General features: G+C 62.9%; 23 protein-coding genes and 1 pseudogene. 15 read left to right on the forward strand and 9 right to left on the reverse strand.

The features are described 5' to 3' along the window. The first annotated feature begins 311 nt into the window (after positions 1 to 311). The 5 genes and pseudogenes from QMK17_RS05610 to QMK17_RS05630 all read left to right on the forward strand — a co-directional run bounded on the left by QMK17_RS05610 (position 312) and on the right by QMK17_RS05630 (position 4,572). Positions 312 to 977 carry a TetR/AcrR family transcriptional regulator gene (locus QMK17_RS05610; RefSeq protein WP_283507440.1) on the forward strand — a complete coding sequence of 222 codons (666 nt, stop codon included), beginning with the start codon at positions 312 to 314 and terminating at the stop codon, positions 975 to 977. A 35-nt stretch (positions 978 to 1,012) separates the two neighbouring features. Further along, positions 1,013 to 1,258: pseudogene (locus QMK17_RS05615) on the forward strand (YnfA family protein); the annotation flags it as partial. 134 nt (positions 1,259 to 1,392) lie between these two features. Further along, the gene (locus QMK17_RS05620) at positions 1,393 to 2,118 is read left to right on the forward strand and encodes a GntR family transcriptional regulator (RefSeq protein WP_283507441.1); all 726 of its coding nucleotides are present in this window, start codon (positions 1,393 to 1,395) and stop codon (positions 2,116 to 2,118) included. Positions 2,119 to 2,288: 170 nt separating this feature from the next. Beyond that, on the forward strand, positions 2,289 to 3,806 hold the full coding sequence (locus QMK17_RS05625) for an NCS1 family nucleobase:cation symporter-1 (RefSeq protein ID WP_283507563.1): 1,518 nt from the start codon (positions 2,289 to 2,291) through the stop codon (positions 3,804 to 3,806). Positions 3,807 to 3,816: 10 nt separating this feature from the next. Further along, positions 3,817 to 4,572, forward strand: coding sequence for an aspartate/glutamate racemase family protein (locus QMK17_RS05630; RefSeq protein ID WP_283507442.1), 756 nt, complete (start codon positions 3,817 to 3,819; stop codon positions 4,570 to 4,572). A 92-nt stretch (positions 4,573 to 4,664) separates the two neighbouring features. Here QMK17_RS05630 and mftD (QMK17_RS05635) read toward each other — a convergent pair whose 3' ends face one another. The 5 genes from mftD (QMK17_RS05635) to mftA form a co-directional block, all read right to left on the reverse strand. Then, complete coding sequence (mftD, locus tag QMK17_RS05635) at positions 4,665 to 5,828, reverse strand: pre-mycofactocin synthase MftD (protein WP_283507564.1); 1,164 nt, start codon at positions 5,826 to 5,828, stop codon at positions 4,665 to 4,667. Beyond that, positions 5,825 to 7,000 carry a pre-mycofactocin synthase MftD gene (gene mftD, locus QMK17_RS05640; RefSeq protein WP_283507443.1) on the reverse strand — a complete coding sequence of 392 codons (1,176 nt, stop codon included), beginning with the start codon at positions 6,998 to 7,000 and terminating at the stop codon, positions 5,825 to 5,827. Before mftD (QMK17_RS05640) ends, mftD (QMK17_RS05635) begins: the two co-directional genes overlap by 4 nt. A gap of 12 nt (positions 7,001 to 7,012) precedes the next feature. Next, positions 7,013 to 8,245, reverse strand: coding sequence for a mycofactocin radical SAM maturase (mftC, locus tag QMK17_RS05645; RefSeq protein ID WP_283507444.1), 1,233 nt, complete (start codon positions 8,243 to 8,245; stop codon positions 7,013 to 7,015). Positions 8,246 to 8,327: 82 nt separating this feature from the next. Next, complete coding sequence (mftB, locus tag QMK17_RS05650) at positions 8,328 to 8,678, reverse strand: mycofactocin biosynthesis chaperone MftB (protein ID WP_283507445.1); 351 nt, start codon at positions 8,676 to 8,678, stop codon at positions 8,328 to 8,330. Position 8,679: 1 nt separating this feature from the next. Next, complete coding sequence (gene mftA / locus QMK17_RS05655) at positions 8,680 to 8,793, reverse strand: mycofactocin precursor MftA (RefSeq protein WP_283507446.1); 114 nt, start codon at positions 8,791 to 8,793, stop codon at positions 8,680 to 8,682. A gap of 115 nt (positions 8,794 to 8,908) precedes the next feature. On the opposite strand from mftA, the gene mftR reads away from it, so the two are divergent. Then, entirely contained in the window at positions 8,909 to 9,517 is a 609-nt protein-coding gene (gene mftR / locus QMK17_RS05660; RefSeq protein WP_283507565.1) for a mycofactocin system transcriptional regulator, read from the forward strand. A 24-nt stretch (positions 9,518 to 9,541) separates the two neighbouring features. Beyond that, positions 9,542 to 10,372 (forward strand): mycofactocin oligosaccharide methyltransferase MftM, encoded by an 831-nt coding sequence (gene mftM / locus QMK17_RS05665; protein ID WP_283507447.1) that lies wholly within the window; start codon positions 9,542 to 9,544, stop codon positions 10,370 to 10,372. On the opposite strand, the gene QMK17_RS05670 is transcribed toward mftM, so the two are convergent. Genes QMK17_RS05670 through QMK17_RS05680 form a run of 3 tightly spaced genes read right to left on the reverse strand, consistent with a single transcriptional unit; the run spans position 10,365 to position 13,543 of the window. Beyond that, entirely contained in the window at positions 10,365 to 11,015 is a 651-nt protein-coding gene (locus tag QMK17_RS05670) for a MadR family response regulator transcription factor (RefSeq protein ID WP_283507448.1), read from the reverse strand. The genes mftM and QMK17_RS05670 overlap by 8 nt on opposite strands. Before the next feature lie 6 nt (positions 11,016 to 11,021). Then, on the reverse strand, positions 11,022 to 12,359 hold the full coding sequence (locus tag QMK17_RS05675; RefSeq protein WP_283507449.1) for a MadS family sensor histidine kinase: 1,338 nt from the start codon (positions 12,357 to 12,359) through the stop codon (positions 11,022 to 11,024). Beyond that, positions 12,356 to 13,543 carry an iron-containing alcohol dehydrogenase gene (locus tag QMK17_RS05680; protein WP_283507566.1) on the reverse strand — a complete coding sequence of 396 codons (1,188 nt, stop codon included), beginning with the start codon at positions 13,541 to 13,543 and terminating at the stop codon, positions 12,356 to 12,358. The genes QMK17_RS05675 and QMK17_RS05680 overlap by 4 nt, the downstream gene beginning before the upstream one ends. A 357-nt stretch (positions 13,544 to 13,900) precedes the next feature. Between QMK17_RS05680 and QMK17_RS05685 the strand changes: the two genes are divergently transcribed. Then, on the forward strand, positions 13,901 to 14,674 hold the full coding sequence (locus QMK17_RS05685; RefSeq protein WP_283507450.1) for an SDR family oxidoreductase: 774 nt from the start codon (positions 13,901 to 13,903) through the stop codon (positions 14,672 to 14,674). A gap of 26 nt (positions 14,675 to 14,700) precedes the next feature. After that, positions 14,701 to 15,618, forward strand: coding sequence for a D-isomer specific 2-hydroxyacid dehydrogenase family protein (locus QMK17_RS05690; RefSeq protein ID WP_442972694.1), 918 nt, complete (start codon positions 14,701 to 14,703; stop codon positions 15,616 to 15,618). A gap of 3 nt (positions 15,619 to 15,621) precedes the next feature. Here QMK17_RS05690 and nac read toward each other — a convergent pair whose 3' ends face one another. Continuing rightward, positions 15,622 to 16,530 (reverse strand): nitrogen assimilation transcriptional regulator NAC, encoded by a 909-nt coding sequence (nac, locus tag QMK17_RS05695; RefSeq protein WP_336620133.1) that lies wholly within the window; start codon positions 16,528 to 16,530, stop codon positions 15,622 to 15,624. 280 nt (positions 16,531 to 16,810) lie between these two features. Here nac and QMK17_RS05700 point away from each other — a divergent pair, with 280 nt between their 5' ends. From QMK17_RS05700 to QMK17_RS05725, 6 genes are read left to right on the forward strand one after another with little or no spacing between them, the layout of a single operon-like run. Further along, complete coding sequence (locus tag QMK17_RS05700) at positions 16,811 to 17,596, forward strand: LamB/YcsF family protein (RefSeq protein WP_283507452.1); 786 nt, start codon at positions 16,811 to 16,813, stop codon at positions 17,594 to 17,596. Beyond that, positions 17,593 to 18,282 (forward strand): 5-oxoprolinase subunit B family protein, encoded by a 690-nt coding sequence (locus QMK17_RS05705; protein ID WP_283507453.1) that lies wholly within the window; start codon positions 17,593 to 17,595, stop codon positions 18,280 to 18,282. Before QMK17_RS05700 ends, QMK17_RS05705 begins: the two co-directional genes overlap by 4 nt. Further along, positions 18,275 to 19,363 carry a biotin-dependent carboxyltransferase family protein gene (locus tag QMK17_RS05710; RefSeq protein WP_283507454.1) on the forward strand — a complete coding sequence of 363 codons (1,089 nt, stop codon included), beginning with the start codon at positions 18,275 to 18,277 and terminating at the stop codon, positions 19,361 to 19,363. The genes QMK17_RS05705 and QMK17_RS05710 overlap by 8 nt, the downstream gene beginning before the upstream one ends. Beyond that, positions 19,360 to 20,706 carry an MFS transporter gene (locus tag QMK17_RS05715; protein ID WP_283507455.1) on the forward strand — a complete coding sequence of 449 codons (1,347 nt, stop codon included), beginning with the start codon at positions 19,360 to 19,362 and terminating at the stop codon, positions 20,704 to 20,706. The genes QMK17_RS05710 and QMK17_RS05715 overlap by 4 nt, the downstream gene beginning before the upstream one ends. Before the next feature lie 11 nt (positions 20,707 to 20,717). Then, complete coding sequence (locus QMK17_RS05720) at positions 20,718 to 21,473, forward strand: SDR family oxidoreductase (RefSeq protein WP_283507456.1); 756 nt, start codon at positions 20,718 to 20,720, stop codon at positions 21,471 to 21,473. Continuing rightward, positions 21,466 to 22,515, forward strand: coding sequence for an L-idonate 5-dehydrogenase (locus QMK17_RS05725; RefSeq protein ID WP_283507457.1), 1,050 nt, complete (start codon positions 21,466 to 21,468; stop codon positions 22,513 to 22,515). The genes QMK17_RS05720 and QMK17_RS05725 overlap by 8 nt, the downstream gene beginning before the upstream one ends. Positions 22,516 to 22,586: the final 71 nt, after the last annotated feature.

A 22,586-nucleotide genomic window follows, 5' to 3' on the forward strand; every position in this document is an offset into this window, starting at 1 on the left:
CCAGCGCTGACTCAGTCCTGAGCGATGGGGTGGACTTCAGTCAGGCGGTGGTCTCGACCGCCGGGATATCGGTCATCGACGGTTCGTCCGTCGGTGTGTTGACAGGGTGTGTGAGTGCGGGTCGATGGACACGTCGGAGATGCGCCTCGGGCCGCGTATCGGCGCGGCAGTTCGCAAGTCCATTGCTTGGCGACCTCCGACCTACTCGAATAACTGATTGTCGCTCGATTTCGAGTGTAGTCGTTTTTGAGTCCGACGGCAGTGTGCCGTTGAATGGAGGAGCATGAGATCGATCACGGAAGGAGCGCGTCTTGGCCACCGATGCCACGTCCGAACAGGCACCGCCCCAGTTGGGCCGCCGTGAACGCAACAAGCGCGATAAGTATCAGCGGATATTCGAGGCCGCGTCTCGGCTGTTCGTCGCACGCGGTTACTCGGCAGTGACTACCCAGGAGATTGCCGAGGCCGCCGATGTCGGCACCGGCACCCTGTTCAGTTACGCCTCCTCGAAGGCCGAACTGCTACTGATGGTGATGAACGCGCACATGAGGGTCGGAACCCGTGAAAGGATGGCCGCGGCGTCCTCGGAGGGGCATGCCGCCGACGCGATCATGGGGTTGCTGGAGCCGCTGATACAGATCAGTGTGACCCAGCCCGAAAACACCGCCGTGTATCAGCGCGAGGTCCTCTTCGGGGCGCAGGGGCATCATCGGTCCGAAGCTTTGAAACGCATTTCGGAGTTCGAGGCGGCAATCGGCGAGGTACTGAGGGAACGCGGGGGTCTGCGCACCGATATCGAACCCGCGGGTGCCGCTCGTACTATCTTCTCGGCGTTGCACATGGAGATCATCCGGCTCGGCCTCGGGCGAGAGAACGCGGCGACGCTGCCCGATTCGCTTCGGCGCGATGTCGATCTGCTGCTTCATGGCGCACTCGGCGGTCGTTCCCTCGGCTCCGGCACCGAGGGGAGCCGATAGTTCGTTGGCGCTCCTGCGATGCCAATATTTCGGCGATGACTGTTCTGCGCCCGACTGCCCTGTTCTCGTAGCAGCGGTGTTCAAGCGGTGGAGCCTGGCTCACTCGGCAAGGCGTTCGTGAGCACAGAGGCTGGATGTGGATCAGATTCAGCATCGCTGCACTCGGGGCGTACGGATTTGTCGCGACCCTGCATTCGGATGCGAGCTTCGGCAGAATTCTCGCCGCATACAGCGGCGTGTTTGTCGCGGGTTCATTGCTCTGGGGGATGGCCGTTCGGGGGGCGCTGAGCTGGGCTACTTCGGCAGCCTTCACCTTCGGCCGCATGTACGGCTCACCGTCGGCTGGCGCGCCAATCTTCACATGGACGAAACAAAATCCCACTAGCGTCCACTTCGCACTCAGGAAGGACTGTCAATGCCACCACGTCGGAGATCGGTTCTGCTTGCTCTGCTGAGCATCGATGCGCCGGGTGGCAGCCAACTCACGATTCTGGACGAACTCAAACGTGTCATCCTTTCTGGCGACGCGCCTCCTGGCACACCTATTCCGCTCAATGAAGTCGCCGAGATATTCGGTGTCAGTAGAATACCGGTGCGTGAATCTTTGAAGACCTTGATCGGAGAGGGCCTCGTCGATCACCGTCCCAATCTCGGTTATACCGTTGCGCAATTGACCTCGGCAGAATTGCACGAAATGTACATTGTGCGTGAAGTCTTGGAATCAGCCGCGCTGGCCAGAGCCGTCGAATTGGCGACGGACGAGGATCGACAACGGGCGATCGAGGCCAATCAGCTTCTCGAACAAAGCATTACTGCCGACGATCCGCGCGAGTACCACCGTCAGAGCCGTGAGTTCCACATGTCTCTGACGAGGCCGTCCCATATGAAGCGACTGCTTCACATGCTCGATTCGGCATGGAATATCACCGAACCAATTCAACCGATGGTTCACGTCGCCGGGTCAGATCGGGAAACGCTGCATTCGGATCACCGAAAAATGCTGGAAGCCTTTTTGACGCGCGATACCGCGACTTTGTTGGATATTGCGCTTGAACACCACAGTCGGCTGAACACGGTTATTTCCTCGATTCCCACCGATACCGGACTGCTTGCCCAGTCGCCTCGCACGATCGCCGAGTGAGCGCTCGTAAAAGATATATCGCTGCTGTCACGTGGGTGCAACACTTCGTCGCTACCTTTTGTCTCGCCGGACCTCACCGTGTCAGGTGAGAGCCGTTCACTGACGAACCGCGCGACGCATCAGGAGCATCGATGACAGATATAGCGAACGGCTCTACCTCCAACGGGGACATGCTCGAGGCCGCCGGCCATCCGGTCGGCGGCGGTCTCATCAAGGATTCATACGACCCGCGTCTGACCAACGAGGACCTCGCGCCACTGAAAAATCAAACGTGGACCTCGTACAACCTGTTCGCCTTCTGGATGTCCGACGTCCACTCCGTCGGCGGATACGTCACGGCAGGAAGCCTGTTTGCCCTCGGACTCGCCAGCTGGCAGGTACTCATCTCGCTGCTGGTCGGAATCGGCATCGTCTACTTCTTCTGCAACCTGGTGGCCAAGCCCAGCCAGGCCACCGGCGTTCCCTACCCCGTCATCTGCCGCGCCTCGTTCGGTGTGTTGGGCGCCAACATCCCGGCAATCATTCGAGGCCTCATCGCAGTCGCCTGGTACGGAATTCAGACATTCCTCGCGTCCGCCGCGCTGGACATCGTGCTGATCAAGCTCTTTCCGAGCCTTGCACCGTATGCGGTGACCGCCGACTATGGTTTTGCCGGATTGTCGGCACTGGGCTGGGCGAGCTTCCTGTTCCTCTGGTTACTTCAGGCAGCCGTCTTCTGGCGCGGAATGGAATCGATCCGTAAGTTCATCGACTTCTGCGGCCCCGCCGTCTACGTCGTCATGTTCGCACTGTGCGGCTACCTGATCTGGAAAGCAGGCTGGGGCGCAATCGATCTGAATCTCGGCCAGGTCGAGCACACCGGCTTCAGCGCGGTTCCGGTCATGCTCGGTGCCATTGCACTCGTCGTGTCCTACTTCTCCGGACCGATGCTCAACTTCGGTGACTTCTCGCGGTACGGCAAGTCCTATGCAGCGGTGAAGAAGGGCAACTTTCTCGGCCTGCCCCTCAACTTTCTCGTCTTCTCCATCCTGGTCGTCGTCACCGCGTCGTTGACGCTGCCGGTGTTCGGCGAACTGATTACCGATCCGGTCGAGACCGTCGCACGTATCGACAGCACCTTCGCGATCGTCCTCGGTGCGTTGACATTCACGATCGCCACTATCGGAATCAATATCGTCGCCAACTTCATCTCGCCTGCATTCGACTTCTCGAACGTCAGTCCGCAGAAGATCAGCTGGCGTGCGGGCGGCATGATCGCGGCCGTCGGATCGATCCTGATCACCCCATGGAATCTATACAACAACCCGGACGTCATTCACCTGACCCTGGAGACATTGGGCGCGTTCATCGGGCCGCTGTTCGGCGTATTGATCGCCGACTACTACCTCATCCGCAAGCAGAAGATCGTGGTCGACGAATTGTTCACGATGTCCCCCACCGGAAAGTACTGGTACTCGAAGGGCTACAACCCTGCTGCGGTGTACGCCACGATCGTCGGCGCCCTGCTGGCGATGTTCACCGTTCTCTTCAACGGTGCCATCGACGGTATGAATATCGGCGGTATGTCGACCGCATCGAAGTACAGCTGGTTCATCGGATGCGGAGTCGGATTTGCGCTGTACTACTACCTCGCGACCAAGACCAAGCTCGCAGTCACCAACCATCTCTACGCACCTGTGAAGGCTTAGGATTCAACCCGTGCTCATCAAGGTCATCAACCCGAACACCACGTGGTCGATGACCGCCAAGATCGAAGAATGTGCCCGGGCCGTCGCGGGCCCGGGCACATTCGTCGAGGCGGTCAGCCCCACGATGGGGCCGGCCTCGATCGAGTCGCACGTCGACGAAGCACTCAGTGTCCCAGGGATACTCGAACAGATCACGCTCGGCGAAACGGCAGGTGTCGACGGATACGTCATCGCGTGTTTCGGAGATCCAGGCATGGATGCCGCACGTGAGGCGGCGGCGGGGCCGGTCGTCGGAATCGCCGAGGCCGCGATGCACGCAGCAAGCTTCCTGGGACGCGGATTCTCCGTCGTGACGACGCTCGACCGGACCACCGGCCGCGCCCGCGACCTCGCTTCGCACTACGGAATGACCCGACAATGCCTGGGCGTGCACGCGTGCGACATCCCGGTGCTCGAGCTCGAGACCGACCCCGACGCCCGCAAGATCATCACCGAAGCGTGCCGCAACGCCGCCGAAAAGGACGGGAGTGATGCGATCGTGCTCGGCTGCGCCGGAATGACGGACCTGTGCGAACACATCTCGAGGGAGATCGGGCTTCCCGTCGTCGACGGCGTCGCTGCGGCAACACTGTTCGTGCAATCTCTCGTCACGATGGGGCTGCGCACCGGTAAGACCGGAGAGTTCGCAGCTCCCCTACCCAAAGAGTATTCGGGCCTGTTGGAGGATTTCGGTTCTGCGGCTCCGCCGCCCGTGCGCGGAAAGTGACACTGTGGCGTCTTCCATCACGCACGTGCTGGTCAGCACCGGTGAGTGGAAAAGCACAGAGGAGGGTATAGAAACGCGCACGGCCGGAGCGCTTACCTCTCGAACTTCGGCGGTATCACCACGTCCGACCGCGTCAGCTGATGCACCGACGCACGCCCGAGTCCGAGCACGACGGAATCCAGTCCGCCGCGCAGGATGTCGAGAACGTTCTCCACACCGGCCTGGCCACCGGCCGAGAGGCCCCACAGGTACGCGCGACCAACCAGAACGGCACGTGCACCGAGCGCGAGAGCCTTGGCCACATCGCTGCCCCGACGAATACCCCCGTCGACGGTGATTTCGATTCGATCGCCGACAGCATCCGCAATGCGCGGAAGCATACGAATGGAGGCCGGAGTGCCGTCGAGGTTGTTGCCGCCGTGATTGGACACGGAAATCGCGGTGACTCCCGCGTCTATCGCCCGCTCGGCATCGTCGACGCGCGTGACGCCCTTGAGCATGAACGGTCCACCCCACTGCTCGCGCAGCCACGCGATGTCCTCCCACGTCGGCAACGGCGTCGACATCCACTCGCGGTACGCACCGAAGAACGTGGGCGCAGTGCCGCCAGGAGGTGCCAGATTTGGCGCCGTCAAGTGGGGAATCGCCCCGGACTTGGCGAACTGCCACAACCACTTCGGCCGAGTGAGCACCTCCGGCGCGAATCGGACCATCGTGCGCAGATCGACCTTCTCGGGGATCGCCGGGCTGCCCCAGTCTCGGCCCTCGGAGAACGACCAGTCCATCGTCAGGATGACCCCAACTGCGCCCGCATTCCGGGCACGGCCCAGAAGATGAGACATGACTTCACGAGTACCGACCCAGTGGAGCTGAAAGAACGTCTGTCGGTTCGCCGCGACGACGTCTTCGATGGGCTTGCTCGCGAACAACGAGAGCCCCATCGAGATACCTCGCGCGGCCGCTGCTCGCGCAACCGCGACCTCACCGTCCGGATGTACTGCCTGCACACCGGTCGGCGAGATCATAGCCGGGAATGAAAGATATTGTCCCATCAGCATTGTCGACAGATCACGATCGTCCGACAACCCGGCTACGTGCGGGGCGAACCCCAGTTCATCGAACGCCGCCACGTTGTCTGCGGCAGTGATACCACGCTCCGAACCCGCCAGCAATGCCTCGTACACGGACTTGGGCAGACGCTTCGCGGCACGCCGCTGCGCTTCGGCAACGGTCTCGAACCACCCGTTCTCGCTCAGAGGCCGAGCTTGCGGTCGAAGCCGGCTGGCATGACGACGTCGGACGGGCCGAGATCATGCACGGACGAATGTCCGAGACCGAGCACCGCCGAATCCACCCCGCCGCGCAGAATGTCGAGAACATTCTCGACCCCCGCCTGGCCGTTGGCCGACAGGCCCCACAGGTACGCGCGGCCGATCAGGACGGCACGTGCACCGAGCGCAAGAGCCTTGACGACATCGCTGCCACGGCGGATACCACCGTCGAGAGTGATTTCTATCTGATCGCCCACAGCCTCGGCGATCGCCGGAAGCGCACGAATCGGTGCAGGCGTTCCGTCCAAGTTGTTGCCGCCATGATTGGACACCGAAATTGCCGTGACCCCGGCGTCGACGGCCCGCTTGGCGTCGTCGACCCGCATGACACCCTTGAGCATGAACGGGCCACCCCACTGCTCGCGCAGCCAGGCGACGTCTTCCCACGTCGGGAGCGCAGTGCCCATCCACTCGCCATAGGCACCGAAGAATGTAGGAGCCACCCCGCCCGGTGGGGCCAGGTTCGGGGTGGAAAGATCCGGCAACTTGCCCGACTTGGCGAACTCCCACAACCACTTCGGGCGGGCGATGCCCTCAGGGGCGAACTGGGCCATTGCTTTGAGGTCCAGCTTTTCCGGAATCGACGGGCTACCCCAGTCGCGGCCATTGGAGAAGGACCAGTCCAGCGTCATGATCAGACCGACTGCGCCCGCGGCACGGGCACGCTCCATGCGCTGGAGCAGCACCTCACGCGATCCAACCCAGTACATCTGGAAGAAGGTCTGCGGATTGACTGCAGCGACCTCTTCGATGGACTTGCTCGCAAACGAGGACAAACCGACAGGGATACCCCGGGCAGCCGCCGCTCTGGCCACGGCGACCTCGCCGTCCGGGTGCACGGCCTGCACACCCGTCGGGGAAATCATGACCGGGAACGAGAGTGACTGGCCCATGACCGTTGTCGATAAATCTCGCTTGTCCGACAGTCCGGCAACATGGGGGGCGAACCCCAGCTCCCCGAAAGCCGCCGTGTTGTCGCCTGCGGTGATACCTCGCTCCGAGCCCGCGACCAGCGCGGCGTACACGGATTTGGGCAGGCGTTTCTTGGCACGCCGCTGCGCTTCGGCAACGGTCTCGAACCACGCACTCTTGGCCATAACTGGGTGTTCCTATTCCATTCCTGCGAGCGGGTTTTCGTCGCAGATCTTGGCCGGCGGCCGCATCATCAATGTGAGCGGCACCGACTTTCGGGGTGTCTTGCGCTGGCCGGTACGGGAATGGTCGACGCTGGACTTGGGGATCTCCCCCGCCGCAGCCAACGCCATTTCACCGTTGCCGATGACGCATTCAGGGTCCGGACCGTCCATGGGTAGGCCGGTGAAGAACTTGGCTGCCATGCAGCCGCCGCGGCACGCGTCGAAGTGCGCGCACTTGGTGCAGGCGCCCGAGGTCTGCGGTGAACGCAATTCCTGGAAGAGCTCCGATGTCTGCCACACGGATTGGAACCCGCCCATGCCGTCTTTGGCGTCTCGCACGATATTGCCCGCGAGGAACTGCTCATGGATTGCGAAGGGGCAGGCGTATACGTCGCCGATCGGGTCGATCAGGCACACCACCCGTCCTGCGCCGCACAGGTTCAACCCGGGAAGGGCGTCGCCGAATGCCGATAGATGGAAGAACGAGTCTCCGGTGAGAACGCCTTCTCCGTTGGCGACGAGCCAGTTGTACAGCTCGCGCTGTTGACCTGCGGTGGGATGAAGATCGTCCCACACATCAGCGCCGCGGCCCGACGGGCGAAGACGCGTGATGCGCAGTGTCGCACCGAATTTGTCGGCGAGAGCCTTGAAATCGTCGAGCTGCGAGACGTTGTGACGGGTGACGACGACGGAGATCTTCGCATCCTTGAAGCCTGCCTCCTGCAGGTTCTCGAGTGCACGGCACGCCATATCGAACGAACCGGGGCCGCGGACAGCATCGTTGACCTCTGCGGTTGCCCCGTCGATCGAGATCTGCACGTCGACGTAGTCCGACGCCGCAAGGCGAGCAGCGACCTTCTTGTCGATCTTGACGCCGTTGGTCGAGAACTTGACGCCCACCTGGTGGGCCGTGGCGTAGTCGACGAGCTCCCAGAAGTCCGAGCGCACCGTCGGCTCGCCGCCGCCGATGTTGACGTAGAACACCTGCATCTTCTGCAGCTCGTCGATGATCGACTTGCACTGCTCGGTACTGAGTTCACGGGGGTCACGTCGGCCGGAGGACGACAGGCAGTGCACGCACGAAAGGTTGCAGGCGTAGGTCAACTCCCAGGTCAGACAGATCGGGGCGTCCAGTCCGAGTTCGAACTGATCGACCAGCTTGCCGACCGCGGGTGGTGGTGCTGGCCTTTCGAGCATGGAGGTCATGGCTGTTCCTCTTCACGGGTCGAGGGTGACGTCCGACTTCGGCTGCGTCGGGTGCGCCGGGAGAAAAAGTCGGAGTCGCACACTATTTTTGGGGGTCGTTGGGGGCGGAGCCCCCGACTGTGATCATCTTCGAGTCGGCCAGCGTGGCCAGGGCTTTCACGTACGGCGCCATCCCTGCATCGTCGATTCCTGCCGCCGCAATGGCGGAACGCATGTCGGGATGCTCGGGGAAGGACTCGATGATCGCTACTATCGTGCGATTCTTCAGAAAGGAGAGCTTGCGGGTCCCGAAGTGGTAGAGCAGCGCCCCGAACGACTCGGGACGCAGCGCCACCTGCGGGTGAAGGGCCCATCGTGCATCCAAGTCGATGGAATGGGACTTCGCAGGAGCGGAGCCTGCGGAGTGACCCAACACAGATTGCAATGCGGACATGTCAGTAGACGCCGCACATGCCGTCGATGGAAACTTCTTCCACCAGCGACTCTTCCACGAGATCGGACTCAACCACTGCAGCGTTCACAACTTCGGTCTTCTGGTTCTGGGACATCGAGGAACCTCCATCGGTGAGAATCATTTCAACCGTCACTCTCAGGGCTGATAGTGACTTGGTTCACCAACATAATGGCATCGAGTGCACAATGACACTACTTGGGGAGAAAAAGTTGGCCAGCCGCAAGAAACCGTCCAGCCGGGTAGGTCGCCGCCCGTCCACGACGCGGGGGCAGATCAGCGATCTGAGCATCGAACTCTTCGCCAAACAAGGATTCGACGAGACGAGCGTCGACGAGATCGCCGAGGCGGCCGGCATCGCACGGCGAACTTTCTTCCGATACTTTCCATCGAAGAACGCGGTTCCCTGGGGCGATTTCGACGAACAGCTCGCCGCGCTGCGCGGCGTGCTCGCCGGTCTGCCGGACGATATTTCGCTGGCAGACGGCATCAGGTCGGCACTGCTGCAGTTCAACACTTTTCCCGAGGACGAGAAACCGGTACATCGTCAGCGTATGGCGCTGATCCTGCACAACCCCGCGCTGCAGGGTTATTCGATGCTGATGTACGAGGGTTGGCGGTATGTCATCGCCGAATATGTGGCAGCCCGAACGGATTCCAACTCGAACGACCATTTTCCTCGAACAGTTGGCTGGATGGTGCTCGGTGTGGCAATGTCAGCCTACGAGCAGTGGCTGACCGATGAGAGCCTCGACCTTGCGGAGCTGCTGACCGAGGGGACTCGCACTCTCTACGCGGGCCTGGACGTACCCGACCACTGACACTTTCGCACCGAAAGATCCCTGATGACCGAACTGGACGCACTTGCACCCGGCATTGCCGGGCGTTGGATTCACGAGCACATCGTCGTCGAGTTCGACGAAGGGCTTTCGTCCGGCACGATCGAGCTGAACCGTGCTGCCGGTTCTCTGACTGTCCGCCACGCGCTGAACTCGTCACACCTCGGCGAAGGACTCCTCCCGCAGATCACCGCCATGAATCTTGGGCAGCGAGAGTTCGAGCTCGTCATTGTCGGCCTCGTTCGTTCGACGGTGCCCGATCCAGTCGAGTCCTGGGCAACGTACTACCGCAACTCGCTCGACGATCTGCTGTCCGGCGCTGCCGATTTCGCACCCATCCACGAGCGGGCAGAATCTCTCGTCGACGGTTCGGTTCTCGACCTCGGCTCGTGCTTCGGGTTCTTTCCTTTGAGACTGGCACTGCGCGGCGTGCAGGTCACCGCAACCGACCTCTCCGAGGGCACGATGCGGTTGCTGCGTACCGTCGCACCACACCTCGGAGTCACCCTCGACGTCATCACGTGTGATGCAGCAGGCATTCCGGTCGCCGACAATTCGGCCGACACCGTCACTGCGCTGCACCTGCTCGAGCACGTCGACGACGGCGCCTGCATCATCGACGAAGCCGTCAGAATCGCGCGGCGTCGCGTGATCGTCGCCGTGCCGTTCGAAGCCGAAGCCACCGCGTGCCACGGGCATGTCAGGACGTTCGACGCCGATGCGCTGAGGACACTCGGATCCGGCACCGGACTGCCGTTCGAGGTGGACGAGCATCACGGCGGCTGGCTGGTACTCGACACTTCCAATGCAGATTCTCTTATCGCGGCAACTAAATGAGCCCCTTTTTGCTCGCCTGATACACAGCCTCGGCCCTACGGCCCACCCCGAGCTTGCGCATGATGTTGCTGACGTGGAACTTGACCGTCGTCGCGGAAATGAACAACTTCGTTCCGATGCTGTTGTTGGACAGCCCTGTTGCGAGTAGTCGCAGCACTTCCAGCTCGCGATCGGTCAAGCGCTCGATAGTGGACCCCTGCCCGTTGAGCGACCGAATCACTGCCGAGGCGCTGCGTGAATCGAATGCGCTCTCTCCGCGGGACACCGCCCGGATGGCGCGTACCAGCTCGGTCGTGTCGACGTCCTTCACGACGTATCCGCGGGCGCCGGCATGCACTGCTTCCACGACGAGGCGATCGTCGAGAAATGTTGTCAACACCAGTAACCCGATGCCGGGATGGGCCCCGGAAAGCTGCGCACACAATGCGAGCCCCTCGTAGTCGGTGCTCGCCGAGAGCTTGAGGTCCATCAGCACAATGTCCGGCTTGACGCGTTCGACGACGGCGAGTCCTTCGCCCAGCGAAGATGCTTCACCCACGACGATCAGATCGGCCTCGCGTTCGAGAACCGACTTCAATCCGTCACGCAGAATTGCGTGGTCGTCGACGAGGACGATCCTGACAACTGTCGTCTGTACGTTCACGGCTGCTCACTCTCGTCCAGAAGGAATGCGCACCGAAATGCGGACTCCTCCGATTTCGGCCTTGCGGATCTCGAGCACCCCTCCGTGTTCACGAGCACGTGCCGCCATGTTCGCGAGTCCTCGGTGCCTGCCGTCGACGTCGTTGTTCTCGGCCATACGCAACATCAATCGCATGTGCGTTGGATCACCGTGGCCGTCGTCCGCGATCGAGAGGAACACATGGCCATTTCGATACGCCAGCCGGACAACCGCCCGGTTGGCGCCCGCATGAACTGCTGTGTTGAACAACGCTTCTCCGGCTATTCGCAGCAGGCCGTGTTCGCACTCGCTGCTCAGCTCGAGGGGGGTTCCCTCGACGCGGAGCGTGACCTGCAGCTCGTCCGGCATGTGCACGACCGAGAGTTGCTCGAGCATCTCGGGTAGCGACGTACGGTCCACATCCTGCGAGTGATTGAGCGCGTAGATCGCCGACCGCAACTGCTCGACGGCACGGCGAGTCAGTTCCTTGGCCAGATCCAGACGCTCCAATCGTTCTTCGGCCGGAATGTCACTGCGGCAGACCTCGATCTGCATGCCTGCCGACAGTACGGCTTGGGTGACGCTGTCGTGGAGTTCACGTGCGATCCGGTGCCGCTCGTCGTCGAGCACCTGGCGGCGGTGCGCAGCACCGAGTTTTCGCTGCGTCGCTTCGAGTTCCGCGTTGCGCACGGCCAGATCCGCAGCCGTCCGATGCGCCTCGGCGTAGGCGCTCTCGGTACGTTCGAGCAGCACCCGCCGACTCTGGTACAACGCCGAATTCTGCAGTGCCACCGCGGTCTGGCTCGCGAGGATGCTGAGGACCGCCGAGTCGGTGGCGTCGAGTACCCGATGCTCCGGTGTCCACGCTGCGAACGCACCGACGACGCCGCCGTCGAGGGCGATGGGCACGAAGGCATGGTGCGAAGCGATCTGCGGTTCGCGTCCGTCACCGATCGTCGCGAGTCGAATAGCTTCGAGGCAGTCCACCACGTCGTCGGGCAGCGGCGGCCCGACCACGTTGTCGACCAAAAACGGCGTCGCGTCGGGACCGAGAACGAGGCGCCGGGGGCCTGCGTCGGGAAGGGCGCCGTCGGCGAGGGCGAAGACGACCCACTGTGCGCTCAGGTGGGCCCTGGCAGCCTCGGCGACGGCGCAGATCAACGTCTCGGGTCCGTCCACCGTCCGCACCAGGGCGCGCGAGATCAGTTCCAGCGCATGAACGACGCGCTCCAACCGCTCCGCCGCACCGCGATACTGCGGATAGAACGTGCTTTTGCCCGACCGAAGGCCGGTCAGCAGTGACAGGTCGGGTGGCTGCGCGGTCACATCGCAGTCCTGAACAGCGCAGCCATCTCGGCGTGGGTGGCCCGGCGAGGATTGGTCGACATACATGCATCGCGAAGTGCATTGGTCGCGAGCACTTCGATGTCGGAATCGCTCACACCGATCTCGCGAAGCCCCTTGGGAACTCCGACTTGCCGTGCCAACCGCTCGACGCATTCGGCAACCGCCAGCGACGCCTCCTCGGCGGAGGCGCGACCCTCGGGAAGCCCGAGACTCGTCGCAATCGCGACGTAGGGCAGCGGATCGGCAGCGGCGTTGAATTTGATGACGTGAGGAAGTAGAACTCCGTTGATGACGCCGTGCGGTAGGTCCAGCAGTCCACCGACCTGATGACTCATCGCATGTGTTGCACCGAGAATCGCATTGGTGAACGCAAGACCAGCTTCGAGGCTGGCCTGGGCCATCGATGTTCGGGCGAGCATGTCGTCGGGCACATCCATCGTCTGCGCGAGATGCGAAGTGACCATTGTGACCGCACGCAATGCGTGATGGTCGGTGAGTTGGTTGTGACCGAGCGAGACGAACGCCTCGATGCCGTGCGTCAACGCATCGAGACCCGTTGCCGCATTGAGCCATTCCGGCATGGTAGTCAGCAGTCTCGGATCGATCACAGTGATGTCCGGGACGAGAGCGCGTCCGAGAATCGTGATCTTCGTCGAGCGTGCGGTATCGGTGACGATGCAGAACTGCGAGACGTCGGCCCCAGTCCCCGACGTCGTCGGCACCATCACCAGAGGCGGGATCGGACGTCTCGCCTGATCCACCCCCTCGTAGTCGAGAATCGAACCACCGTTTCCGGCGAGAACGGCGACACCCTTGGCTGCGTCCATGACGGAACCACCGCCGATGGCGATGAGTACGTCGCAGCCGGACGCCTGATAGACCTCGTGGCCCGCTTCGATCTCGACGTCCTTGGGGTTCGGGGTGAGCCCGCTCCACAGCGTCGGGTCGAGTCCCTGCTCTTCGAGTAACAGCGTCAACTGCGCGACCCAGCCGGTCTCGATGAGTCCTGCATCGGAGACGACCATGGGCCTGCGAGCACCGAGCCGCAACGCTGCGTGCGCAACTTCGCCGAGAGAGTCCTGCCCGAAGACGATCTCCGGCGCGTGAAACTTCAGTACTCGCGGCGTCTCGATCGAACTTCGGTGCGAGTGCAGGTCATGCATGGCCTGACCCGTCGCTCCCGTTTCGAACATCAGTTCTCGCTTCTACATGTGAACTTTCGGCACCACTGCCCGATGGCAGCGCACACCACCACAATGTGATTCACGTTACAACCCTAGTCCTGTCCGGACGGAACACCCACCAGCCACCGGGCAGGGATTCACCTGCCCGATCGGGCAGGTGGGCGCGCTGCGCGACCGTGAGCGTTTTGTGACACGCGGCTGTACCTGTCCACTCACGGGGGGCCGCGCCTATGACGCCAGAACAAATCGGTATCCCCTGACTCATTGCCAACCCGTACCCGGTGGGGAAGATTCCATTCTCGAGTCCATTCGCATGTTCTACCGAAAGGCACCGCCGTGAACGGCCACGACATTTTCGACCTCCACGGCAAGATTGCGCTGGTCACCGGTTCGAGCAGAGGGATCGGGCTGGCTTTGTCGACAGGCCTTGCACAGGCAGGCGCCGTGACGGTGCTCAACGGCCGCGACTCCGAGCAGCTGCGCCTAACCCAGTCCGAACTGGCCGAGGCGACGGGCGCGGACATTCGTGCCTACGCCTTCGACGTCACCGATTCGGCAGCCGTCGCCGACGCCGCCGCCCGCATCGAAGTCGAGGTCGGCCCGGTGGACATCGTCGTCAACAACACCGGCGTCCAGCACCGAGCCCCGCTGCTCGAATTCGGCGACGACGACTTCCGACGCATCATCGACACCAACCTCACCAGTGCGTTCTACGTCGGTCGTGAGTTCGCCCGTGCAATGACGGACCGCGGTCGGGGCAAGATCGTCAACATCTGTTCGGTGCAGAGCGAGCTCGGCAGGGCAGGAATCGCCCCGTACGCGGCGTCCAAAGGCGGGCTGAAGATGCTCACCCGCGGCATGTGCGCCGATCTCGCGCCCAGCGGTATTCAGGTAAATGCTCTGGCACCGGGATACTTCGACACCGAGCTGACTCGCGCACTCGTGGAGAACGAAGAGTTCACCGCGTGGCTCGCTGCTCGCACCCCCGCCGGGCGCTGGGGCCGCACCGAGGAACTCGTCGGGGCTCTACTCTTCCTTTCCTCGGCCGCCTCCGATTTCGTCAACGGCCAGATCCTGTACGTCGACGGCGGCATGACCGCCGTCGTCTGAACCCAAGAATCGAGTATCGAAGAAACGTGACTTCACCGCGTATCCATCTCGGACCGAGCGAGAACAGCGAACTCGCCGCTGCCATCACGCGCGCCGGAGGTGTTCTCTCTCTTTTGAACGAGGCCGACGCTCTGGTATGGACGGCAGGCCCCGACACCTTTCCTGCCGATCTACCCGCGAACATCCGCTGGGTTCAATTGTCCTCTGCCGGAGTGGAATCCTGGATCGACGCAGGGATAGTCGACACGTCCCGTACGTGGACCTCTGCAGCGGGCGCCTACTCGCGGACGGTAGCCCAGCACGCCATCATGCTGCTGCTGGCCGGTGTACGACACCTTCCGGAGCAGCTCGACGCCACCAGCTGGCGCAAGGAAGAATTCGACCCGCGGGTGGGAACGCTCGACGGCTCGACGGTCGCGATCATCGGGTGCGGCGGTATCGGGCGAGCGCTCATCCCGTTTCTCCATGCCGCGGGCGCGAGTGTCCTCGCCGTCACGCGTTCCGGCGTGCCGGTGCACGGCGCATCCGACACCCTGACGGCCGACCGAGTCGACGAAGTATTCTCACGTGCCGATCATTTCGTGCTCGCCGCGCCCGCGACGAGTGACACGGCGCATCTGCTCGGCACAGCAGAACTTGCGCAGATGCGACCGACCTCGTGGATCGTCAACGTTGCCCGAGGTTCACTCATCGACACCGACGCCGCGGTCGAAGCCGCACGTAGCGGCAAGATCGGCGGCCTTGCGCTGGACGTGACCGATCCCGAGCCGTTGCCGGATTCACATCCATTGTGGTCGCTCCCCAACGCGATCATCACACCGCACGTGGCGAACCCTGCATCGGGACTGTCCGCTGCGCTGAACGCACACGTGCAAAGAAACATCGAGAAGTTCTCCGCTGGCACACCTCTCGATGCCGTGATCGACATCGAACGCGGGTATTGATTGTCAGAGTGTCGGACGGGTGCCCGGAGTGACGTAGTCCGCCAGCACCGTCCGCAATACCTCACGCACAGCCTCGGCGGGTCGCGACAATGGCTGATGCGCCGGAGTTCCGAGCGATACCTGAACCTCGATGGTCGGCTCTATTCGCCGTAGTTCCAGACCCTGCACGTTCATCATCCTGCGCGCCACGGACAGCGGCAGCACCGTCGCACCGAGTCTGCTGCGCACCGCCTGCGCCATCAACGTCACGGACTCGACCTCGGCCACAATTTTAGGTTGCGCGAGCGCCGTCTCGAACGCCGACTCGACGACCTTCCTTATCGTGTGCATCGGCCCAGGCAGCAACAGCGGCACCTCGGTCATATCGAGAAGCGATACCGCACTGCCGGTTTCACCGGGTAGCCCAGTCCCGGTCGGTGCGACGACCATCAGCTCCTCGGTCAGTACTCGCTCGAACGTCACGCCTTTGATTGGGCCTGCGTCGTAGAGCAATGCCATATCCATTCGCCCGGTCATCATCGCCTCACTGAGCACCCCGCCGAAGTTCTCGTTGATATGCAGGAGGATGGACGGATAGCGTTCGCGTACCGCTGTGAGCAACGGCAGCGCCATGGACGTCACCGTGCTGTACGGCGCAAGGCCGACAGAGACACCTCCGGCCAATTCCCTTCCCACGACACTTACTTCGGCTTGCGCGCTCTCCACCTGGCGGAGAATGACCTGAGCATGCCGGTACAGCGCGCGGCCGGCATCGGTCGGTTCGACGCCTTGTTTGCTGCGCACCAGCAATTGCTGACCGAAATGCGATTCGAGGGCCGTCATCTGCTGACTCAAAGCCGGTTGCGCAATGTGCAGGATGTCGGCCGCTCTCGTGATGCTGCCTGCATCGACGATTCGAACGAACGAGAACAGCCGTCGAGTATCCACGGTTGACTCCCCTCTCTTCACGTTTCACGTCGATGTTTCCCCACCGTTTCAGATGAGCAACAGCGCTGTAGCGAATTGCCGATCACTCTGATCTGCTGCGGACGAATCCGCAGGTGAACCAGCATAGGACTTTGCTATCACATCACCGCAAACGGGTATTAACGCTGCTTCGACGATCCTGCGTACCGTCCGAATACACAAGATGCAACGCCGGGTGCAGCGCCCGAAGACACATGAAGTTCTCCATTCGAAAGGCAGGAAAGCAATGGCCTCCACCATAGATCTCGTCGCAGATCTGGGCGAGAGCTTCGGAGCCTGGACGATGGGTGACGACCAGTCACTGCTCGATCTTGTGACCTCCGCCAATATTGCATGCGGATTCCATGCAGGCGACCCTCGAACGATGGACTCGACGGTCCGCAGTTGCGTCGAGCGCGGCATCAGCGTCGGCGCCCACCCCAGCTTCCCCGACCTCGCCGGATTCGGCCGCCGTGCAATGGATTTGACCGCCGAAGAGGTTCGGACCGACGTGCTGTACCAGATCGGCGCACTGCAGGCGTTCGCAACGGCACACGGTACGACGGTCTCCCACGTTGCTCCGCACGGACGTCTGGGCAACCTCGTCGCCACGCGCGCCGATTACGCTGCCGCGGTTGTCGATGCGGTCGGTGCACTCGATCCATCCATGATCGTGATGGCGCAGGAGGGCCTGCTCGCGGAGGAGGCCCGCAGTCGGGGCATCGCCGTCGGGATCGTCGGCATCGTCGATCGCGCATACCGACCGGACGGCACGCTCGTGCCTCGAACCGAACCCGGCGCGGTCATCCATGACCTCGACGAGCTGGTTTCTCGTACCGTACGCATGGTCGTCGACGGTGTCCTCGACGCCGTTGATGGTACCGAGATTGCGATAGCGGCCGACACTGTTCTGCTGCACGGGGACAACCCGGGTGCGGTACGGACGGCCGCCGCCATCCGGGCGGCACTGACCGATGCGGGTGTGCGGATCGCGCGGCTGGACAGCAACTTCCGCGAGCGGTGTACCGCATGACCACGTTGACCGTCGCCGACTGTGGCGATTCCGCGCTTCGCGTAGCCTCCTGCGCCGCAACGCCGGACGAGCGCTGGGAAGAGGTTCGTCGTCTCGCAACCGCCTTGACTGCCGTCACGGCTCCCGGAGTTCACGGCGCCATCGCCACCTACGACGCCGCGTTGATCGAATTCGATTGTGCAATAACCACTCATGCCGAGGTACGCCGAATCGTCGACGCCCTTGCAACCGCGTCCGTTCCCGAAGAGCGGAAGCCGCGGGCGTTCGAGATTCCCGTCGTGTACGGCGGCGAGTACGGACCGGATCTCGATGTCGTTGCCTCCCTGCTGGGTATCGGCTGCGACGACGTGATCGCACTGCACTGCGCCGAGCCGCTCACCATGCGCTGCTTCGGATCTCCCGGCGGCGCCCCGATGCTCGACGGTCCGGCATTCCCCCAACCCATTCCTCGTCTCGCCAGCCCGCGCCCCAAAGTCGCTGCAGGAGCGGTCGCGGTGGCCGGACGCCAAGCAGTGGTGTCGGCTCGTCCCGCTCCCGGCGGCTGGCAGGTACTCGGGCGGACACCACTGGACCTGGTGGACATCGCCGCACAGCCGCTGTCTCCGTTCGCTCCCGGCGACACGTTTCGGTTCTTTCCCATCGAGGAGTCCGCGTGGACCCGCTACGAGGGGCAAGTCCATGGCTGAAACTCTGAGGATCCTCCAGCCGGGTATCTCCGCGATCACCGATCTCGGCCGTCGGAGTGCTGGGTCGGTAGGCCAGATGAGCGGCGGCGCTCTCGACCAGTACAGCGCACGGATCGCCAACGTGCTCGTTGCGAGCCCCGAGAACGCCCCGTTGATCGAGCTCACGGCGTTGAATTTCTTGGCTGTTCCGAGCACCGATCTGCTGATCTCTGTGACCGGTGCACCCGCCGAGGTGACCGTGAACGACGTACGAGCCGAGCAGTGGCAGCCGGTCGTCGTGCCCGCCGGAGCATCGCTCGCGGTGACCGGAATCCGTGACGGACTGCGCGTGTACGTCGCCATCCACGGCTCGATCCGAGCCGACACGCTGATGGGAAGTTGCGCACCCGATTCCGTCCTCGGATTCGGTCGCGTTCTCGGCCGCGGCGACGACGTTCAGGTCGACGTCGACTGCCCGCCGATACGCCACCCTCACTTCGACATTCCGGTCTTCCGGCTCGATGCCCCACGCCCGAAGTTCGGTGACTGCTGGGTTGTACCCGTCACCGACGGACCGGACATCGCCGACTTCCACGGCACCGAATCGAGCTTGTTCGACCAGGAGTTCGTTGTCGGCAATTCGAGCAACCACATCGGTCTCCGCCTTTCCTCATCCGACGGACATGCACTGCCCGCCCGGGTAGCCACGTCGGAAGTTCTTTCTCGCGGCGTGCCCATCGGTGCTGTCGAGGTTCCTGCCGGACACGAGCTTCTCGTCCTCCACCGAGGACGCGGGGTCACTGCCGGATATCCGGTGCTCGCCGTCGTCACCACGACCGGCCTGGACCGACTCGGCCAGGCGCGTGCTGGTCACCGCGTCCAATTCTCTTCGGTGGGTGTCGCCAGCGCCGTCGACGCCCACCGCGCGCGCAGCCGCGGTCTCGAAGAACTCCGAACCCGAGTCGGGGCCGTCTTCGCCAGCCTCGCCATCCCTGACCACTCGAGTCCGATCCATACAAGTCCTGCACTCGCCCCCAGCCCTTCTATTGCACCCGACCCTGCTTTTACAATCAGCTCTGCACTCACACTGGAGTCAGCATGACAAACGCACTCACCCCGGACACCGCAGGCGAAGCACCGGCTCAGCCCAAGACGACCAAGATTCGTAAGGTCGTCCTGGCAGGCTGTGTCGGTATCTTCGTCGAGCTGTACGACAACGGCATCTTCGCCTTCATGGCGACCGCTCTGGCGATCGTGTTCTTCGACGTATCGAAGTCCTCCGATGCACTGATGTTGGTGTTCGCCGGCTACGCGATCTCGTTCTTCATCCGGCCGCTGGGAGCGGTCGTCTGCGGCATCCTCGGTGACCGCATCGGCAGACAGAAGATGCTGGTCTTCGTCATCATGCTCATCTCGGTCGCCACCGCGGGAATCGGCATGCTGCCGACGTACGCCGCGATCGGAGTCGCTGCACCTGCACTGCTGATCCTGTTGAGAATCCTCCAGGGCTTCTCCGTCGGCGGCGAGGCGGCGGGCGCGATGACTTTCCTGGCCGAGCACGCGCCGTCGAACAAGCGCGGACAGATCACCAGCTACGCGCAGATCGCATCGTTCCTCGCGCTCCTGACCGGCACCCTGGTCGCTTTCGCTATGTCTCCGTGGCTCAACGAAGCCGCTATCGACGGCGGCGGACTCGCCAGCTGGGCCTGGCGTGTGCCGTTCCTCATCGCGATTCCGATGGGCGTCATCGGCTGGTACATCCGACGTTCGATCAGTGACACTCCCAACTTCGAGAAGCTCAAGGCCGAAGGCGGACTCTCTCGCAACCCGCTCAAGGAAGCATTCTCGAGCCCCGAGCACCGCAGGGCAATGGTGCTGGCACTGTTCATTCCGTTGATGAACGGCTCGGGTTACTACGTGCTGTTCTCCTACATGCCCACGTTCCTAAAGGGTCCGAGCATCGGATTCTCCACCGGCACAGCGCTGATGGTCACCGCATGCTCCCTCGTGGCAATCTGCATCGCGATTCCGTTCATGGGTGCACTCTCGGACAGAATCGGCCGAAAGAAGGTCATCGCTGCCGCCGCCGCTGCCATGGCCGTCGCCGGAATCCCCTGCTACGCGCTGATCGCCACCGGCAGTGTCCCGCTCGCCATCCTCGGTGCCTGCATCATGGCCGTCATTTTCGCCGGTCACACAGCCGTCATCCACATTCTGATCGTCGAACTCTTTCCCACTCGGGTCCGCTACTCGGCATACGGCCTGGGATACAACATCTCGTCCGCACTGTTCGGTGGCACCGCACCACTGTTGATGACCTGGCTCATTCCTCAGTACGGCATCTATGTGCCTGCCTTCTACGCGGTGATCACCGCGCTCGGCACCCTCATCGCCGTCAGCACCATCACCGACCGCGCCCAGGAACCGCTGCGCGACACTCTCTAAGGATCACGCTCATGCCATTCAACGATTACCGCACTGCTCTCGTCACCGGCGCCAACACCGGGATGGGCTCGGCAGCAACCGAACTGCTCACCAAGCGTGGACTCACCGTCTACGGTCTCGCCCGCAACAAGGACAAGCTCGACGACGTCGCAGACCGCACCGGGATGATTCCCCTTGCCGTCGACATCACCGACACCGCAGCGCTCACCGAGGCGGTGGCCGGCCTCGAGATCGACATCCTGATCAACAACGCGGGTGTGTCCGCCAACGGCAACATTCTCGATGCGACCGAGGACTCGGTCGACGCCATGGTCGATGTCAACCTTCGGGCCGTGTTGCACCTCTGCCGGCTACTGATGCCGGGAATGGTCGAACGCGATCTCGGCCACGTCGTCAACATCAGCTCCATCGCCGGGCTCTACAACTTCTACGGCCACACCGCCTATCATGCGACAAAGGCTGCTGTGCATCAGATCTCGGGCCAACTTCGCAACGACACCAAGGGAAAGCGAATCCGTGTCACCGAGATCTGCCCCGGCCGGGTCGAGACCGAGATCTTCGGCCGCAACCTCGGCGGTACACCGGAAGCCATGAAGGAAGCATGGGACACCTTCTACGAAGGGTTCGAATCCATCACCACCAAAGACATCGCCGATGCCATCGAGTTCGCCATCGATGCCCCTCGCCACGTCAACATGGGAATGATGGAGATCATGCCGACCTTCCAGGTTCCCGGCGGCCTCGACTTCGTTCGACGCAATGACTGAGACCGCGCGGGTACCGGCGACAACGCTGGGCGTGGTGGCGCACGCCGCCGATGACCTACGCGTCGAGCAGGTTCAGGTTCGCACACCCGCCGACGACGAGGCTGTCGTCGAGGTCGCGTTCGGCGGTATCTGCGGTTCGGATCTGCATTATTGGACTCACGGAGCCGCAGGCGAATCGATCTTGAAAGCGCCGATGCTCCTCGGGCACGAGGTCGTCGGCACCGTGGTGGCGCCGGCTGCCGACGGGTCGGGCCCCTCCGCCGGTGCCCGGGTAGCAGTGCACCCGGCGACCCCGGCCGCCGGCGCCGCCCGCTTTCCCCCGGATAGTCCCAATCTGTCACCCGGGTGCACCTATCTGGGCAGCGCTGCGCACTTCCCGCACACCGACGGCGCGTTCGCCCAGCATTCCGTACTGCCCTCCCGGATGTTGCGGGTTCTGCCCGATGGCCTCGACTTCGCTGCTGCATCCATCGCCGAGCCTGCCGCTGTCGCATGGCATGCGGTCGGTCGCGCAGGCAACGTCGCAGGCAAGAAGGCATTGGTCATCGGATGCGGTCCGATCGGTGCACTGGTCGTCGCCGTGCTCACTCGCGCAGGCGCCCAGTCGATCACCGCCGTCGACATCCACGAGTTCCCACGTTCCATCGCCCGACAGCTCGGTGCGACGGTGACGCTGGATGCCGCGGACTCCGGTGCCATCGCCGCAGTCGACGCGGACGTGGTAATCGAGTGCTCGGGCAACCGATTCGGACTCGAATCCGCGATTCGCGGGGCAACTCGCGGCGGACGGATCGTCATGCTCGGCCTGCTCCCCACCGGAATGCAACCGGCTCCACTCTCGCTCGTCATCACCCGGGAACTCGAGTTGGTCGGGTCGTTCCGCTTCAACTCCGAGATCGACGATGTCCTTGCAGCACTGGCGGACGGCTCGCTCGATGCAGGGGCCGTGATCACGCATTCCTACCCTGTCGCCGATGCTCTCGAAGCGTTCGCGGTAGCCAAGGACGCGTCGACGTCGGGCAAAGTTCTACTGGAGTTCTGAACCGGTAACCATCGTGTTTTCCGATGACCCGAGAACGATTTCGTCTCGTTCACAACACAATTGACCACTAC

The organism is Rhodococcus sp. G-MC3 (genome assembly GCF_030063335.1).
Classification (GTDB): Bacteria; Actinomycetota; Actinomycetes; order Mycobacteriales; family Mycobacteriaceae; genus Rhodococcoides.